The organism is Agrobacterium sp. SOY23, assembly GCF_027212525.1.
GTDB lineage: Bacteria > Pseudomonadota > Alphaproteobacteria > Rhizobiales > Rhizobiaceae > Agrobacterium > Agrobacterium tumefaciens_I.
The window spans coordinates 214873-229999 of the sequence record NZ_JAPWDT010000004.1; the positions used below are offsets into that span (position 1 = coordinate 214873).

The 15127-nt window shown below is 59.3% G+C and carries 14 protein-coding genes; 6 read left to right on the plus strand and 8 right to left on the minus strand.

Annotation, left to right across the window (positions count from 1 at the left end; genetic code table 11):
• Nucleotides 1-41: 41 nt before the first annotated feature.
• From O3S81_RS13290 to O3S81_RS13300, 3 genes are all read left to right on the plus strand, one after another.
• Nucleotides 42-509 (plus strand): DUF1203 domain-containing protein, encoded by a 468-nt coding sequence (locus tag O3S81_RS13290; protein ID WP_269343839.1) that lies wholly within the window; start codon nt 42-44, stop codon nt 507-509.
• Nucleotides 510-607: 98 nt separating this feature from the next.
• Nucleotides 608-943, plus strand: coding sequence for a PilZ domain-containing protein (locus tag O3S81_RS13295; RefSeq protein ID WP_269343841.1), 336 nt, complete (start codon nt 608-610; stop codon nt 941-943).
• A gap of 214 nt (nt 944-1157) precedes the next feature.
• On the plus strand, nt 1158-3146 hold the full coding sequence (locus O3S81_RS13300) for a bifunctional 2',3'-cyclic-nucleotide 2'-phosphodiesterase/3'-nucleotidase (protein ID WP_269343843.1): 1989 nt from the start codon (nt 1158-1160) through the stop codon (nt 3144-3146).
• Nucleotides 3147-3264: 118 nt separating this feature from the next.
• On the opposite strand, the gene O3S81_RS13305 is transcribed toward O3S81_RS13300, so the two are convergent.
• Nucleotides 3265-3807, minus strand: coding sequence for a DUF2087 domain-containing protein (locus O3S81_RS13305; protein ID WP_269343845.1), 543 nt, complete (start codon nt 3805-3807; stop codon nt 3265-3267).
• A 388-nt stretch (nt 3808-4195) separates the two neighbouring features.
• Nucleotides 4196-5164, minus strand: a complete 969-nt coding sequence (locus tag O3S81_RS13310) for a LysR family transcriptional regulator (protein WP_269343847.1) — start codon at nt 5162-5164, stop codon at nt 4196-4198.
• A 149-nt stretch (nt 5165-5313) separates the two neighbouring features.
• Here O3S81_RS13310 and O3S81_RS13315 point away from each other — a divergent pair, with 149 nt between their 5' ends.
• Entirely contained in the window at nt 5314-5931 is a 618-nt protein-coding gene (locus O3S81_RS13315; protein ID WP_269343849.1) for an FMN-dependent NADH-azoreductase, read from the plus strand.
• A gap of 40 nt (nt 5932-5971) precedes the next feature.
• Here the strand turns inward: O3S81_RS13315 and O3S81_RS13320 are convergent, their stop codons facing one another.
• The 3 genes from O3S81_RS13320 to ilvA all read right to left on the minus strand — a co-directional run bounded on the left by O3S81_RS13320 (nt 5972) and on the right by ilvA (nt 9014).
• Nucleotides 5972-7237: a GGDEF domain-containing protein gene (locus O3S81_RS13320; protein ID WP_269343851.1), complete on the minus strand. Its 1266-nt coding sequence runs from the start codon at nt 7235-7237 to the stop codon at nt 5972-5974.
• Nucleotides 7238-7354: 117 nt separating this feature from the next.
• Nucleotides 7355-7666, minus strand: a complete 312-nt coding sequence (locus tag O3S81_RS13325; RefSeq protein WP_269343852.1) for an HlyU family transcriptional regulator — start codon at nt 7664-7666, stop codon at nt 7355-7357.
• A 73-nt stretch (nt 7667-7739) separates the two neighbouring features.
• Entirely contained in the window at nt 7740-9014 is a 1275-nt protein-coding gene (gene ilvA / locus O3S81_RS13330) for a threonine ammonia-lyase (protein WP_269343854.1), read from the minus strand.
• Between the two features lie 80 nt (nt 9015-9094).
• On the opposite strand from ilvA, the gene O3S81_RS13335 reads away from it, so the two are divergent.
• Nucleotides 9095-10552 carry a TrkH family potassium uptake protein gene (locus O3S81_RS13335; RefSeq protein ID WP_269343856.1) on the plus strand — a complete coding sequence of 486 codons (1458 nt, stop codon included), beginning with the start codon at nt 9095-9097 and terminating at the stop codon, nt 10550-10552.
• 107 nt (nt 10553-10659) lie between these two features.
• Nucleotides 10660-10914, plus strand: a complete 255-nt coding sequence (locus O3S81_RS13340) for a heavy-metal-associated domain-containing protein (protein ID WP_269343859.1) — start codon at nt 10660-10662, stop codon at nt 10912-10914.
• A gap of 372 nt (nt 10915-11286) precedes the next feature.
• Here the strand turns inward: O3S81_RS13340 and O3S81_RS13345 are convergent, their stop codons facing one another.
• From O3S81_RS13345 to O3S81_RS13355, 3 genes are all read right to left on the minus strand, one after another.
• Nucleotides 11287-12780: an ABC transporter substrate-binding protein gene (locus tag O3S81_RS13345; protein ID WP_269343861.1), complete on the minus strand. Its 1494-nt coding sequence runs from the start codon at nt 12778-12780 to the stop codon at nt 11287-11289.
• 239 nt (nt 12781-13019) lie between these two features.
• Nucleotides 13020-14030 (minus strand): ABC transporter ATP-binding protein, encoded by a 1011-nt coding sequence (locus O3S81_RS13350; RefSeq protein WP_269343863.1) that lies wholly within the window; start codon nt 14028-14030, stop codon nt 13020-13022.
• 11 nt (nt 14031-14041) lie between these two features.
• Nucleotides 14042-15109: an ABC transporter ATP-binding protein gene (locus O3S81_RS13355; protein WP_269343865.1), complete on the minus strand. Its 1068-nt coding sequence runs from the start codon at nt 15107-15109 to the stop codon at nt 14042-14044.
• Nucleotides 15110-15127: the final 18 nt, after the last annotated feature.

Below are 15127 nucleotides of genomic sequence, written 5' to 3' on the forward strand. Positions count from 1 at the left end.
GCAAAGAAGCAACGCCGATCCCAACCTGAAGAGGCCCCGCCATGACCGATCTCGTCTTCACTGCAATGCCGGCTAAGGAAGCAGAGGCCTTCCGGGCGGGCAGCGCCGACGCCTATGGCAACGCGCCGGAAAAGGCCGTTTCACCGGGCGGCATGCCCTGTCGCCACTGCCTGTCCCAGATCGATGAAGGCGAAGCGATGCTGATTCTCGCCTACCGGCCCTTTCCCTCGCTTCAGCCCTATGCGGAAACGGGGCCGGTATTCCTTCACGCCGAGCCCTGCGAACGCTACCCGCAGACGGAACTCGTTCCGCCAATGCTGGAGAGCCCGGATTATATCGTGCGCGGATATGGGGCCGACGACCGCATCGTATACGGCACCGGCGCGGTGACGGCGACGGGCGAGATCGTGTCACGCGCGCGGCATCTTCTGGCACGCGCGGATGTTGCTTATGTGCATGTGCGCTCCGCCCGCAACAATTGCTATCAGTGCCGTATCGATACAGCATAATCGGCAATTACCTGCAATTTTAACTGAAGAACTAAATGGCTCTCAAGCTTTCCGCAGCATGATGCATGGTATCGGAAACAATTGATTTGAGCAGCAAGATGACAAACAATCTCAATATGGCGACCCGCAGCGCACCTCGCAGCAAGACGAGGATCTTCGCGACTGTGCATTATTTCAGCCAGTCCACCCGAGGCCGTGTGGTTGATCTTTCTGCTACCGGAATGGCGCTTGAACTGGACGGACCTTTTGCCGCCGCCAAGGGCAGCCGGGTCAAGGTGCAGAGCGACGATCTGGGCTTCATCGAGGGTGTGGTGCAGTGGCAGCACCAGAACCGCCTCGGCCTGCAGCTGAAGCTTTCCACCAACACGCTGGCGCAGCTTTCCTCCTATTTCCGCTTCTTCCATGAGGAAGTGAAACCCACGCTCGCCCGCTGAGCCCTCGATCCCGAAGACCGGAATGCGCAGCACAAATGACGCGCATTCCTGACGCGCCGGCATGCGCGCCGCGCTTCAATGACAAAAAATTTATCAAACGGTTGAAAACTGGCCCATCCGTCACCGGCTTGTCATTTTGATGATGGACTCCTCGGCGATTGCTTCTACCTTGTCGTTTCCCATGACAGAGCAGGCTTCATCCGAAGGAGTTCCCATGTCGTCGCTTCTCGCTCTCCACCCCATCACCCGCCGTTCGCTTCTCGGCGGCATCGCGGCCTCCTCGGCACTGGTGCTGCTGCACCCCTTTGCCGCGCGCGCGGCCGCCAATCAGGCGCATCTGCGCATCATGGAAACGACGGACATTCACGTTCACGTCTTTCCCTATGATTATTATGCCGACAAGCCGAACGACACGATGGGGCTTTCGCGCACCGCCTCGGTCATCGATACGATCCGTGCGGAAGCCGGAAACTCGATGCTGGTGGATAATGGCGACTTCCTGCAGGGCAACCCGCTCGGCGACTATATCGCCTATGAGCGCGGCATGAAGGCCGGCGACAAGCATCCCGTCATCAACGCCATGAACGTGCTGGGTTATGATTGCGGCACGCTTGGCAACCACGAATTCAATTACGGCCTCGACTATATGTCGAACACGCTGGCGGGCGCCGGTTTCCCCTATGTCTGCGCCAACCTCACCAAGGGCCAGCTCGCTTCCGATCCGAAAAACGACGAGCTGTTCTTCAAGCCCTACGTCATTATCGAGAAGCAGATCCGCGACGGCGGCGGCGTGACCAGCCCGGTCAAGGTCGGCATCATCGGTTTCGTGCCGCCGCAGATCATGATGTGGGATTCCAAGAACCTCGAGGGCAAGGCCCAGACGCGCGATATCGTCGAGGCGGCGAAGGCCTGGGTGCCGGTCATGAAGGAAGAAGGCGCTGATATCGTCATCGCCCTTTCCCATTCAGGCATTGACGGCAAGGGCCAGACGGAGCGCATGGAAAACGCCTCGCTCTATCTGGCGGGCGTGGAAGGCATCGACGCCATTTTCACCGGCCACCAGCATCTCGTCTTCCCCGGTCCGAAGACCTGGGACGGCATCGAGGGCGTGGATGCGGTGAAGGGCACGCTGCTGGGCAAACCGGCGGTGATGGCCGGTTTCTGGGGTTCGCATATGGGCCTCATCGACCTGCTGCTCGAAAAGGACGGCAAGAGCTGGAAGATCATCGACTTCACTTCCGAAGCCCGGCCGATCTATCACCGCGACGAAAACCGCAAGATCGTCGCCGATTTCACCGACAAGGCGGAGATTCTCGTGGCCGCCAAGGCCGATCATGAGGCAGCGCTTGCCTATGTGCGCCGTCCCGTCGGCAAGACCTCGGCTCCGCTCTATTCCTATTTCGCGCTGGTGGCCGACGATCCGTCCGTGCAGATCGTCTCCAACGCCCAGACCTGGTACATCAAGGACATGCTGAAGGAAGGGCAATACAAGGACCTGCCGGTGCTTTCGGCAGCGGCACCCTTCAAGTCCGGCGGCCGCGGCGGCGCGGATTATTACACCGATGTCCCCGCCGGTGACATCGCCATCAAGAACGTCGCCGACCTTTATCTCTACCCGAATACGGTGCAGGCGGTGCTGATCAACGGTGCGCAGGTGAAGAACTGGCTGGAAATGTCGGCCGGCATGTTCAACACGGTCGAAGCCGGTGCAAAGGACGTACCGCTGATCAATGCGGATTTCCCGTCCTACAATTTCGATGTCATCGATGGCGTCACCTACCAGATCGATATTTCCAAACCGGCGAAATTCGACAAGGACGGCAAGGCGGTCAACCCGGACAGCAACCGTATCGTGAACCTCCAGTTCAACGGCAAGCCGATCGATCCCGAGCAGAAATTCGTGGTCGCCACCAATAATTACCGCGCCGGCGGCGGTGGCAAGTTCCCCGATATCGCCGCCGACAAGGTGATCTTCGTGGCCCCCGATACAAACCGCGACGTGATCGTGCGCTATATCATCGACCAGGGCACCATCAATCCGTCGGCGGATGCCAACTGGTCCTTCGCACCGGTGGCCAACACTACCGCGATCTTCGAAACCGGCCCCAAGGGTCGTCATTATGCGGCGGAGATCAAGGGCGCGAAGATCGAGGATGCCGGCGACGGCGCGGAAGGTTTCGCGAAGTTCCGTCTGGTTCTTTGAGGGCTACGGCCTTTCGGCTGTTGGCGGCAGGGTTGAAGCTCTGCCGTCATCCTTGAGCTTGTCCCAAGGATGACGGCGAGTTTTGATGGAGACTATCGGCAATACCGAGAGCTATCCCTCAATCACGCCCACTGAGTGTACGCAGCAGCAGCGTCAGTTCCGACGGCGGCTTCTGCTCGATACGCCGATAATCGCTACCATCGCGGTTACGACGAATGAGCCTCAGGCCGACCATGTCGCGCCTCAACATCGCGGCATCCCGGAACAGGTGCAGGCCATCCAGAAAGCTGCTGAATTCGCGTTCGGAAAAGCTGCGGCCGGCGGGAATTTGCGCCCACAGATACCAGAGGCATAGTTCCTGCTGCGAGCGGCGGGCGGGCCATTGCGTCAGCCGGCCTGTCTCATCGAAAAGCCGCGCGGTCCTCAGCACCCTGCCCTCATTGGCAGTCGGCGCTGTTTGCCGCAACGGAAGGGCATTTTCAGTGGACGGAATGCGGGAAGCGCGCAGGTGCTGGAAATTCCGGAACCCTGCGGCCCGGCTCAGAAGATTGAGCATCTCCACATGGCTCGGCTGGCGGTCCAGCCTGCCGATCTGTTCGCGCAGCGCTTTGGCAAAACTCGAGAGGTCGGCGACCTCCATGGAAAGGATCGAACGTCGCATGACTTACCCTCAACGTGCCATTCCGAATGGTGTCGCTGATCGCCGGCTTCCGACAGGGCACGGGATAAGTGCTGTCAATCTTTCAAATGCAGGTTTAGCTTCCCTTGCGGGACGGCGATGCCTCGGTGAACTGCTGACCGTGATTTACGTATAGGCAGGCCAGTCGCCAGCGTCAATCGGCGTCCGCTATGGCTTGGTATCGAGGTCGCCACTTGTTTCTTCTCCCCGCCGGGGAGAAGGTGGCCCGAAGGGTCGGATGAGGGGGCAAGCTCTCGGTTTATCTCTACCCTCGCCCCCGCATCCCGCTGCCGCGGACTTCTCCCCGGCGGGGAGAAGAAACAAGGGGCTGGCGCTCGCGCACTATTAATCGAAATGCCTGCGGCCAATGTCACTCTGCGGCGACAGCAACGGTCTTCTGCCTGTTCGATTCCAGCATCCCGTTGAAATCCTTATGTTTCGGGCAAGCAGACAGGCGCTGCTGGAATGCTTCGGAAAGCCACTGGCCGGCGGGACCCGCAGGGGTATCGACCCGTCGCAGCGTGAAGAGCGGATATTCGCCCTGCTCATAGGCTTCAAGTTCAAGCGCCTTCAGGCTGCCATTGGCGAGATCATTGTGCACGATCGAGGCGGGCAGACCACCCCAGCCAAGGCCGCCCTTGATGAGCTGGTATTTGGTGGCGATATCGCTGACCCGCCATGTCTTGTAGGAAAGGACATTGAAATCCCGGCCCTTGGTCAGGCCCGAGGCGTCGGTGACAACAAGCTGAACCTCCTCGCGCACATCCGCGAGTACCAGCGGCCGCTCGATCTGCGCCAGCGGGTGATCGGCAGCAGCGACCGGCAACATGAAGGAATGGCCGACCTTTTCCATGACGAGTTCATCATCCTGGCGCAGCACCGCCCCGCCGATGCCGATGCCCGCCTTGCGGGAGAGCACCATTTCCATGACCATGCCGAGTTCACCGACATTGAGGCTGAGTGTAACGGTGGGGAATTGCTGGCGAAAATCTCGCAGCACTGCCACCACGGCCTCCGCCGGCACCATGGTGCTGATGGCGACGGAAAGCTCCGCCTCCAGCCCTTGCTTCAGCCCCTTGGCGCGGGCGCGCATCTCCTGCAGGCCGGCGACGATGCGCCGTGCATCCTCCAGCATGGCGCGGCCCTCATCCGTCAGCCTCGGCTGGCGCACGCCATTGCGCTCGAACAGCGTCACTTCAAGCTGCGCCTCGAGATTGGCGATGGTGTAGCTGACCACCGACTGGGCGCGGTTGAGCGCCCGCGACGCGGCGGAGAAACTGCCGGTCTCGGCAACCGTCAAAAATACCTGCAACTGGTCGAGCGTCGGGTTCGCGTCCATGTCCCATCCAATTCTTCGATAGATGACTTCCATATTATCACAGTTTTCTTGATGGCAGTAATTTTTCATATAGGGGGCAAAGGAAGGGCATCGTGCTCTCCCGCCCTCCCAAGGCGCCCGTCAATTCATCGCATATGCAAGGAAAGACCATGTCCAACATTCTTCTCATCACCTCCAGCCCGCGTGGCGACGAATCGGTCTCCAACAAGTTTGCCGGTGAACTCGCCAGCAAGCTGAAGGCCAAGTCGGCTTCCAACACCCTCGTCCACCGCGATCTCGCCGCTGATCCGATCCCGCATCTCGACACCGTCAAGACCGCAGCGATCCGTAAGGCGCCTGACCAGCGCACCGCCGAAGAAGCGGTTGCCGCCGATTATTCCGACAAGCTGGTTACGGAACTTCTGGCTGCCGACACGGTCGTCATCGGCACCGGCCTTATCAACTTCAACATCTATTCCGGCCTGAAGTCGTGGATCGACAACGTCGCCCGCGCCGGCCAGACCTTCAAATACACCGAAACCGGCCCGGTTGGCCTCGCCACCGGCAAGAAGGTCTACATCGTGCTTGCTGCCGCCGGCGTTTATTCCGAAGGCCCGGCCGTTTCGATGAACCACGCCGTTCCCTACCTCAAGACCGTTCTCGGTTTCCTGGGCATGACGGATGTGGAAGTCATCTATGTCGAAGGCCTGGCCTTTGGCCCGGAAGCCGTCGAAAAGGCTGTTGCAGCCGCCGAAGCCAAGGTTGAAGAACTGGCGCAGGCCGCCTGAGGCACGCTAAATAGCGGTGATACCGGCATGTTCGCCGGTATCAGTCGACCCACATTCCGTAACGGCCGTGGACCTGATCCCGGCCGTTATTTTTTGCCGCATAGAGCCGCGCATCGGCCTCCGACAAAAGCGCTCGGAAAAGCTGCCCATCCTCGAAGGCCGTCGCGACACCGATGCTGACGGTCAGCGGCGAACCGTCCGGCCGTTGCAGGTCCGCAAGAACCGCCGCCCGGAGGCTCGCCGAAAATGCGAGCGCCGTTTCATGCGTCATCGCCGGCAGGAGGGCCACGAATTCCTCGCCACCGAAACGGTAGAGATGTCCCAGCGGCTGCACGGCGCGTTTCAGCACGGCGGCGAATTCCCGCAAGATCTCATCGCCCTGCAGGTGTCCGAACGTGTCGTTGACGGTCTTGAAATGATCGATATCGACGATCAGCACGCTGACCGGTCGCTTTTTCTCCAGACATTCAACGACGACGGAGGGCGCATCGAGTTCCATTCGGGCGCGGTCCGATACGCCGGTCAGCATATCGCGTCCGGAGCGGGACAAAAGCTCCTCGTAGCGTTCCCTGAAAGTGAGATCGTTGAAGACATCGGCGACGCTGCGGCGTGTCAGAAAACGGCCCTTGGCCGATGTCAGCCAGAGATAGGCGGCAAAGAGCAGCGAATAGATGCCAACCGCCGCCATCTTCGCCTTCCAGCCATCATAAAACACATCGACCGGCGCATTGTAGAGAAGCCGCAGCGCACCGTAAAAACCCGCCTGATCGAAGCTCAGGATGACAACGCCGCAGATGGCAAAGCGCAACACGATATGGCGCTGCAGATAACGCCCGAGCTTCTCGTAAAACAGGATGATGGCAATGGCGTCGATATAAAGCAGGCTGGTTCCCCAGACCATCAGCACGCCCATCTCATCGAGAAAGCCGGTATTGACCGTTTGTCCGGGAACGATCGCCACCGTCTGGTGAAAATGGACGATCTGCGCCATGATGACGGTCAATATATTGCCGAGGAACAGGCCGTAGATCGGCTGGCGCACCACCGCCGCATCCTCCCGCATATAGAGCATGAGGATCATCATCAGCTTGCCGGCAAACAGGATCGACGAGCCGGGCGAGGCCACGCCAAAGGGCAGCTCGACGTAAAAGACGGCCGCCAGATAGGTTTCCAGGAAATGCATGACGCCCAGCGCGGTGAGGAAAACACCGATGCCGAGAATATGGCGGTAATGCAGGAATGCCGTCATTACCGAAAAATAGACGATGGCCTCTGTCAGAAAGAGGGCCAGATTTGCCCATTGCATCGGCACATGCCCTATCGATCCATGTCGCGCGGGTTGATTGGCGCGACTCCATGCCCTTCAGGAACGATAGGCCGAAGCAAACAACGGAATCTTAATGTCCGGGGCAAGAAAACGTCATCATTTTCCTGGGAAAAGCGATGCGCCGTTCTGATCGATGATGAGTTTCGCCTTGCGGATCGTGAACTCCACCGCATCGTCCATGCTGGTGAAGACGTCGGCGCGTACGAATTCATGCACCAGCACTTCGTCACCGGCCTTCTTTTCGATACGCCCTGCCAGGCGGAACTGACCGCCTTCCTTGATGGGCATCGCATAGATCAGATAATCGCCATGCGCATGCGGCTCGGCCTGCGCCACCTTCTGCGGTGCGTCGGAAGATGGCTGGCCGGAGCCGAAGGCCGAAAGGATTTTGGAAAAAAACGATGCCATGGCTTTCACTCCCTCAATTCATCTAACATGCGAAGGGCGGTGTTGCCCGCCCTTCCCTGTCGCCCTGTCCAGATCAGATGATCAGGTTCGACAGGATGTCGTTTTCAGTAATGTCCTCATAACCGAGACCGGCCGCCTCGAAGCGTTCCAGCAGCCCGCCGAAATTTTCCTTGGCGCTGGTTTCGATACCGATCAGGATCGAGCCGAAGTTGCGGGCCGATTTCTTCAGATATTCGAAACGGGCGATATCGTCGTCCGGGCCGAGCAGGTTGAGGAAATCGCGCAGCGCGCCGGGGCGCTGCGGCAGGCGCAGGATGAAATATTTCTTCACGCCGGTGTAACGCATGGCGCGTTCCTTCACATCCGGCAGGCGCTCGAAATCGAAATTGCCGCCTGAAACGACGGCGATGACCGTCTTGCCTTCCAGTCTTTCGCGGCCAAGCTTTTCAAGCGCGGTGATCGCCAGCGCACCCGCCGGCTCCAGCACCACGCCTTCGAGGTTCAGCATCTCGATGATCGTCACGCAGATGGCATTTTCCGGGATGAGCACGACCTGCTCGGCCGGGAAGTCCTTCAGCGCCTTGAAGTTCAGGTCGCCGATGCGGGCAACCGCCGCGCCGTCGACGAAATTGTCGACCTTGTTCAGCGTCACCGGTTCACCGCGTTCAAGGCTTTTCTTCAGGCTCGGCGCACCTTCCGGCTCGCAGAACACGAAGTTTTCCTTCTTCACCGTGCCGGCCAGAAAGCCCGACAGGCCGGCCGAAAGACCGCCGCCGCCAACGGGCATGACGACGATATCCGGCTTCGTGCCTTCCGGAAGCTGATCCATGATCTCGGCAGCAACAGTCGCCTGCCCCTCGATGATATCCTCATGGTCAAAGGGCGGCACCATATAGCCGTCATTGTCCTGCACATGCTGACGCGCCGCGGCGTAACACTGGTCGAATATATCGCCTACCAGACGGATCTTGATGAATTCACCGCCGAAGATGCGGGTCTTTTCGATCTTCTGCTGCGGTGTCGTCACCGGCATGAAAACGACGCCGTGGACGCCGAAATGACGGCAGGCAAAAGCAAAGCCCTGGGCATGGTTGCCGGCGGAGGCACAGACGAAAATCTTGTCCTTGCCGGCCTTGGCGACCGCCTTGCGGAGAAAGTTGAATGCGCCTCTAATCTTGTAGGAACGAACCGGGGAAAGATCCTCACGCTTCAGCCAAATCGAAGCACCATATCGACGGCTGAGATGTTCATTCAACTGCAGCGGCGTTTCCGGAAATATCTCCCGCACTTCCCGCCGCGCTGCTTCCACAAGCTGCTTGTCCACGATTGTCAATCCATTGAAATTCATAATGGCACCCGCTATGCCATAGGAAGGCGTCCGAGACAAAGACTCATTTCAGCGCGGCTACGAACTCTGGGTTTCATTTCTTGAACAGCAACCTTCTGCGCTCGGTCATCTATGTGGCGTCCATCTTCGGACTCTATCTCGCGACGGCCATGTTCCTGCCCGCGCTGACCGATCTTTATTACGGCAATGACGACTGGATGGTGTTTGCGCTTTCCGGCTTCATGTGCGGCGGCTTCGCGCTCGCCTGTGCGCTGGCCACCCGCGGGCCGATCGCCTCCTTCAACAAGCGATTTGGCTTCCTGCTCGTCAACCTGCTCTGGCTGGTGTTTTCCATCGTCGGCGCGGTGCCGTTTTACCTGTCCGAACTCAACCTGACGCCCGGCCAGGCGCTCTTCGAATCCGTATCGGCCATCACCACCACCGGATCGACCGCCATATCCGGCCTCGACAACGCGCCACAGGGCATTCTTCTGTGGCGGTCGCTGCTCTGCTGGCTCGGCGGCATCGGTATCGTCGCGCTCGGCCTTTTCATCCTGCCGCTCCTGCGCGTCGGCGGCATGACCTTCTTCCGCATGGAATCCTCCGATACCGGCAACGACCGGCCCTTCGCGCGGCTGGCAAGCTTCACCCGGGCTTTCGTGGCGATCTATATCGTCATGACCATCGCCTGCACGGTGGCTTTCGATTTTGCCGGCATGTCGCATTTCGATGCGTTGAACCATGCCATGTCGACGGTGGCGACCGGCGGTTTTTCCACCCATGACGCGTCTTTCGCCTATTTCGACAATACGGCGCTGCTATGGATCGCCACCATCTTCCTGATCTTCGGCAGCCTGCCCTTCTCGGTCATGATCCTGCTTGCCGTGCGCCGCCGGCTGGAGACGCTGCGCGATCCGCAGATCGCCGTCTTCCTCGGCTATCTCTGCGCAATCTCGATTGCGGTCGGCGTCTATCATCATTTCAGGAACGGCGTGCCGCTGGATGATGCGCTCAGCCACTCCTTCTTCAACATGACCTCAATCCTCTCGACCGGCGGCTTTGCCAGCGATGACTATACGCTCTGGGGTCCCTTCGTCGTTGTCGTCGCCTTTTTTGCGACCTTCATGGGCGGCTGCTCCGGGTCAACGGCGGGCGGCATCAAGGCCTATCGTTTCCTCATCATCTTCAACGTGGCACGAGCCGGCCTCAAGAAGCTGATCTATCCGAACGCCGTCTATTCCGTGCGCTACGGCCAGCAGGTGGTCGATCCGGAAACCATCCGCACCATCTTTCTCTTCATCAGCTGCTTCATCGCATTGTGGATCGCCGGCAGCCTTGCCATGAGCCTGATGGGCTATGATTTCCTCACCGCCACCTCGGCCGTGGCGACCTCGCTTGCCAATGTCGGCCCCGGCATCGGCCCGATTATCGGCCCGGCCGGCAATTTCTCCACCATCAGCGAACCGGCGCTCTATCTCCTGTCGGTCCTGATGCTGCTCGGACGTCTGGAAATCCTGACGGTTCTCGTGCTGCTGATGCCGATTTTCTGGCGCAGCTGATCCGGCGATGCACATGTTGCGCTGGCGCGAATAAAGCGCTTGACCTTCCCACGTTGGAATAGTCCAGGCTCCGTCCTGTTAGAATTCCAAACCATGGAGAACCGCCTATGTGTACCGCTCACCAGCATCATGCCGAAATCACCACCGCACCTGATAATGCAGGCCTTTCTTTCCACGTTGAAGACATGACCTGCGGTCACTGCGCCGGGGTTATCAAGGGCGCGATCGAAAAGACCGTTCCCGGTGCTGCCGTGCATGCGGATCCCGCAAGCCGCACGGTCGTGGTCGGCGGTGTCTCCGATGCAGCCCGTATTGCCGAAATCATCACCGCTGCTGGCTATACGCCGGAAGCGCGCGCCTGAACGAAAGATACCGGCGGCGTTTTATCCTGCCGCCGCCGGCTCGCCTACCTCGCTTCACGCTGAACCTGCGTGACAGCCGTTGGACGACATTGAATTCGTCCTTTCAGTCCTCCGAACAGATATCTCTCCCAAAGCCGGTGGCGAAAGATTCACGTCTCTTGCCGTCATCCTCGCGTTTGTTCCCGAGGATGACGGCGGAGTGTTTGGCGTAGCTCGTCATTCCAAATCAATATCATGCACATTGTCGAGAAATTTAGCCCGGACGGTAATGGCCCTGATCCGGCATCCGGCTGCTGCGCGACCGCATCATATCAGCAAAATGGCCCGGCTCTTGCGAGCCAGGCCACGTTTCGTCAGGACCGTCAGATCGGCTTATTTCGTCGCCAGATCCTTGGTCATGATGAAGTAGTTGATCGGATGTGGCTTGAAGTTTACGACCTTCTCCGAATAGGCATCGAAAGCGGTTTCATGGATGAGGTAGACGGTGACGGCTTCGTCGTAGACTCTCTTCGCCGCCTCGGCATAGATGGCATAACGCTTGGTCGGCTCAGCCACCGCATAGGCCGATTTGATCAGCTTGTCCGTTTCCTCACTGCAATAATGCGAGATGTTGTAGCCGCCTGTGCAGGTATAGTCGGCATTGAGGAAACCGATCGGTTCCGCAACATCCGTGGCATAACCGCGTGACAGAAGGACCATGTCGAAATTGCCGGAGAGGAGATCGGGCTCGATCGCGGTGTAGTCGGCAACGCGAACATCAACCTTGATGCCGATTTCCTGCAATTGGGCCTGGATAACGGCGGCAACGTCCTTGAGTTCGGTTCTTTCAGTGTAGGCCAGAAGCGTCAGCTTCAGGCTGCCGGGAGCAACTCCCGCCTCTTTCAGCAGGGCCTTTGCCTTCTCCACGTCATAAGCGGGTGTGACGTCTTTCGGCGCCCACGGCTCTCCCGGTGCGAAAGGCATCGTTGCGGGCTTTACCGCGCCTTCATAGATGCTGTCGGCAATACCGGCGGTGTCGATGGCAGCCCGGATCGCCTGCCGAACCTTGATATCCTTGAACGGCGGCTTCGAATTATTGAGCAGCATCTCCGTAATCCGGGGCACGGTGATCGGCGCAACCTTGACACCCTTCGTGGCTTCTATGGTCTTTACCGCCCAGGGTGGGATCACGCGCGAAATATGCACTTCACCGCTTCTTATCTGGGTGGCGCGCGTATCCGCATCCGGAATGAAGTTCACACGACCGCCCGAGAGCTTCGGCATGCCGGCCCAATAGTCATGGTTCGCGGTCAGCTCCATATATTGGTTAGCATCGACCTTGGTGATCTTGAACGGCCCGGTGCAGGTTCCGATCGGATCGACCTTGCCATCCTTGTAGGCGGCCGGCGCGAGGATCGAGGTCGCCGGGCTTGCCATCTGCGCCGGCAGCAACACCGACGGCTCGATGGTCGTGATCTTCACGATATCCTCACCGCCGGCATCGACGGCAGCGATGAGCTTGGGCGAAAAGGCACGGGCCGGAACCGGCGCCTTCAAGAGATTGGTGAGCGCATTGACTGCGGCTGCGGCATTGAGCGGCTCGCCGTTCTGGAACTTCACGCCCTTGCGCAGCTTGAATTCCCAAACCTTGGGTCCGGTCTGCGCCCAGGATTCGGCAAGACCCGGCTCCAGTTTCGTGTCATAGCCGACGCGGACCAGGCTTTCGAAACAGCCCGCGCGCGAACCGAGATAGGCGTCGTCGGAGGCCATTTGCCAGCCGGTCTTGACGCCCGTATAATCGTCATAGGTGATTGTTCCGGCGTTTGCCGCATGCGTTCCAAACGAGACGACGATGGCGCAGGTCGCCAAAAGTGCGTGCTTCATCATAGAATATTCCCCTTTTATTTTTGATGATAACGCTCTCAATTCACATATTCCACGAATTTCCATTCAATATTTGCGATTAATCAACAGACAAAAAGAATACCCAATGGATATCTTTCGATTATCCATCTGGATATTCTTTATTTTATGTTTTCATACTCGGAATTTTATTCCGATATTAATCCACAAACACACAATTCATCTGTTTTTACCGCAACAGAAAACTGTAACTGCGCCACCCCTCAGCCCAATTCCCGCCAGCGGTGGCAGCGTGCGAAATGCTCGCCTGCAACGCCTTCCAGAACCGGCTCCACCTCACCGCAGATCGCGGTCGCATATTTGCAGCGAGTGTGAAACTTGCAGCCGCCCGGAGGATTGAGCGGGCTCGGCAGGTCGCCGTCGAGAAGCATTTCCGGCGCATATAAGCCGGTCTCGTCAAGCATCGACGAGGCGATGAGAGCCTTGGTATAGGGGTGCTTCGGCGCCCGGAAAAGCTCTTCACGATCGGCGATTTCAACAACGCGCCCGAGATACATCACCGCGATGCGATCACAGAGATAACGCACGACGCGCAGGTCATGGGAAATCATCAGCACCGTCAGGCCGTGACGGCGCTTCATGTCCATCAGGAGGTTCAGGATCTGCGTGCGCATCGAGGCATCAAGCGCCGATGTCGGTTCGTCACAGACGAGGAAGCTCGGATTGAGGAGAAGCGCGCGGCCGATGACGACGCGCTGCAGCTGGCCGCCGGAACACTGGCTCGGATACCGGTCATAAAAGGAACCGTCGAGACCGACCTCCTCCAGCATGCGGAAAACCCGCGCCGTGCGTTCCTCGCGGGTGCCGATGCCGTGCTGGGCGAGCGGCGCTTCCATGCTCTGGCCGATGCGCATGCGCGGATCGAGTGCCGAATAGGGATCCTGAAACACCAGTTGCACGACCCGGCGCATGCGCCGGAGCGCTTCGCCCTGCATGTGCAATATGTCGTGATCTCCAATGCTGACCTCACCCCGCGTCGCGTGCGTCAGGCGCGTGATCAATCCGGCAACCGTACTTTTGCCGCAGCCGGATTCACCGACCAGACCCAGCACCTCCCCCTCGCCGATCGTCAGGGAAACATCATCGACGGATTTCACCACGCGGTGACCGAGGCCCGATATGGGATAATATTTGCAGAGGTTCTTCGCGACCACATAGGGCCGGCTGCTGTTTTCCGCCGAGGGCGGCATCTGTGTCATGACTTTGGATAACATCATCGCCTCCTTCAACAAACCGCATGGCCGGCATAGTCGTGATCGGCATGGTCATCGCCGACTGCCCAGCACCGCGCCTTGCGCCCTTCAGGCAAGGCATTCAAGGCCGGCTCCGTCGCCATGCAGCGGCTTCCCATGCCCTCAGACTTGGCAAGCGCGCAACGCGGATGAAAACGGCAGCCGCAGGACATGTCATGGGCCTGTGCGCCCGAACCGGGGATCGTCAGCAACTGTCCCTCGCTGTCGGTCGTCAGCAGCGAGCAGCTGATCAGCGCCTTGGTATAGGGGTGTTGAGGCGCCTTGAGGATCGCCTGCGTCGGCCCCTCCTCGACAATGCGGCCGGCATACATGACCGCGATCCGGTCCGCAAAGGCGGCGACAACCGAGAGATCGTGGGTGATGAGCAGCGTGGCCAGACGGCGCTTGCGGCGTTCATCATCCAGCAGGCGCAGGATTTGTGCCTGCACGGTGACATCGAGCGCCGTCGTTGGCTCATCGGCGATCAGGAGCTGCGGATTGCCCGACAGTGCCGCGGCAATCATCACACGTTGCGCCATGCCGCCGGAAAGCTCGTGCGCGAAACATTGCGCCCGCGCCGAGGGATCCGGAATGCCGACATCGGAAAGGAGGCCGACGACCCGGTTCAGCGCCGCGCTGCGACTCATCTTGCGGTGGATCCAGAGTGGCTCGGCCACCTGCGTCCTCACCCGGCTGGTCGGGTCCAGCATGGCCTGCGGCTGCTGGAACAGCATGCTGATATCGGCGCCGCGCAGCGCATCGAGTTCGGAGGATGAAAGAGCGAGAATGTCGCGTCCGGCAAAGGAAATACGGCCGGAATTGATTTCCGCGCCCTGCGGTAGAAGCCGCATCAGCGACAGAGCCGTCATGCTCTTTCCCGATCCGGATTCGCCAACGAGAGCGACGACTTCCCCGGCATTGACGGAAAGCGTCAGGCCCGAAATAACAAACTTGCGGCCATTTTGCGCCGGCACCGAAACGTGCAGGTCCTCGATCTCCAGAAGCGGTGCGCATTCGGGGGACATGGCCGTGTTGGCAAGCGTTTGTCCTTCGATATTCATAAGAGTTCCCCTTATTTT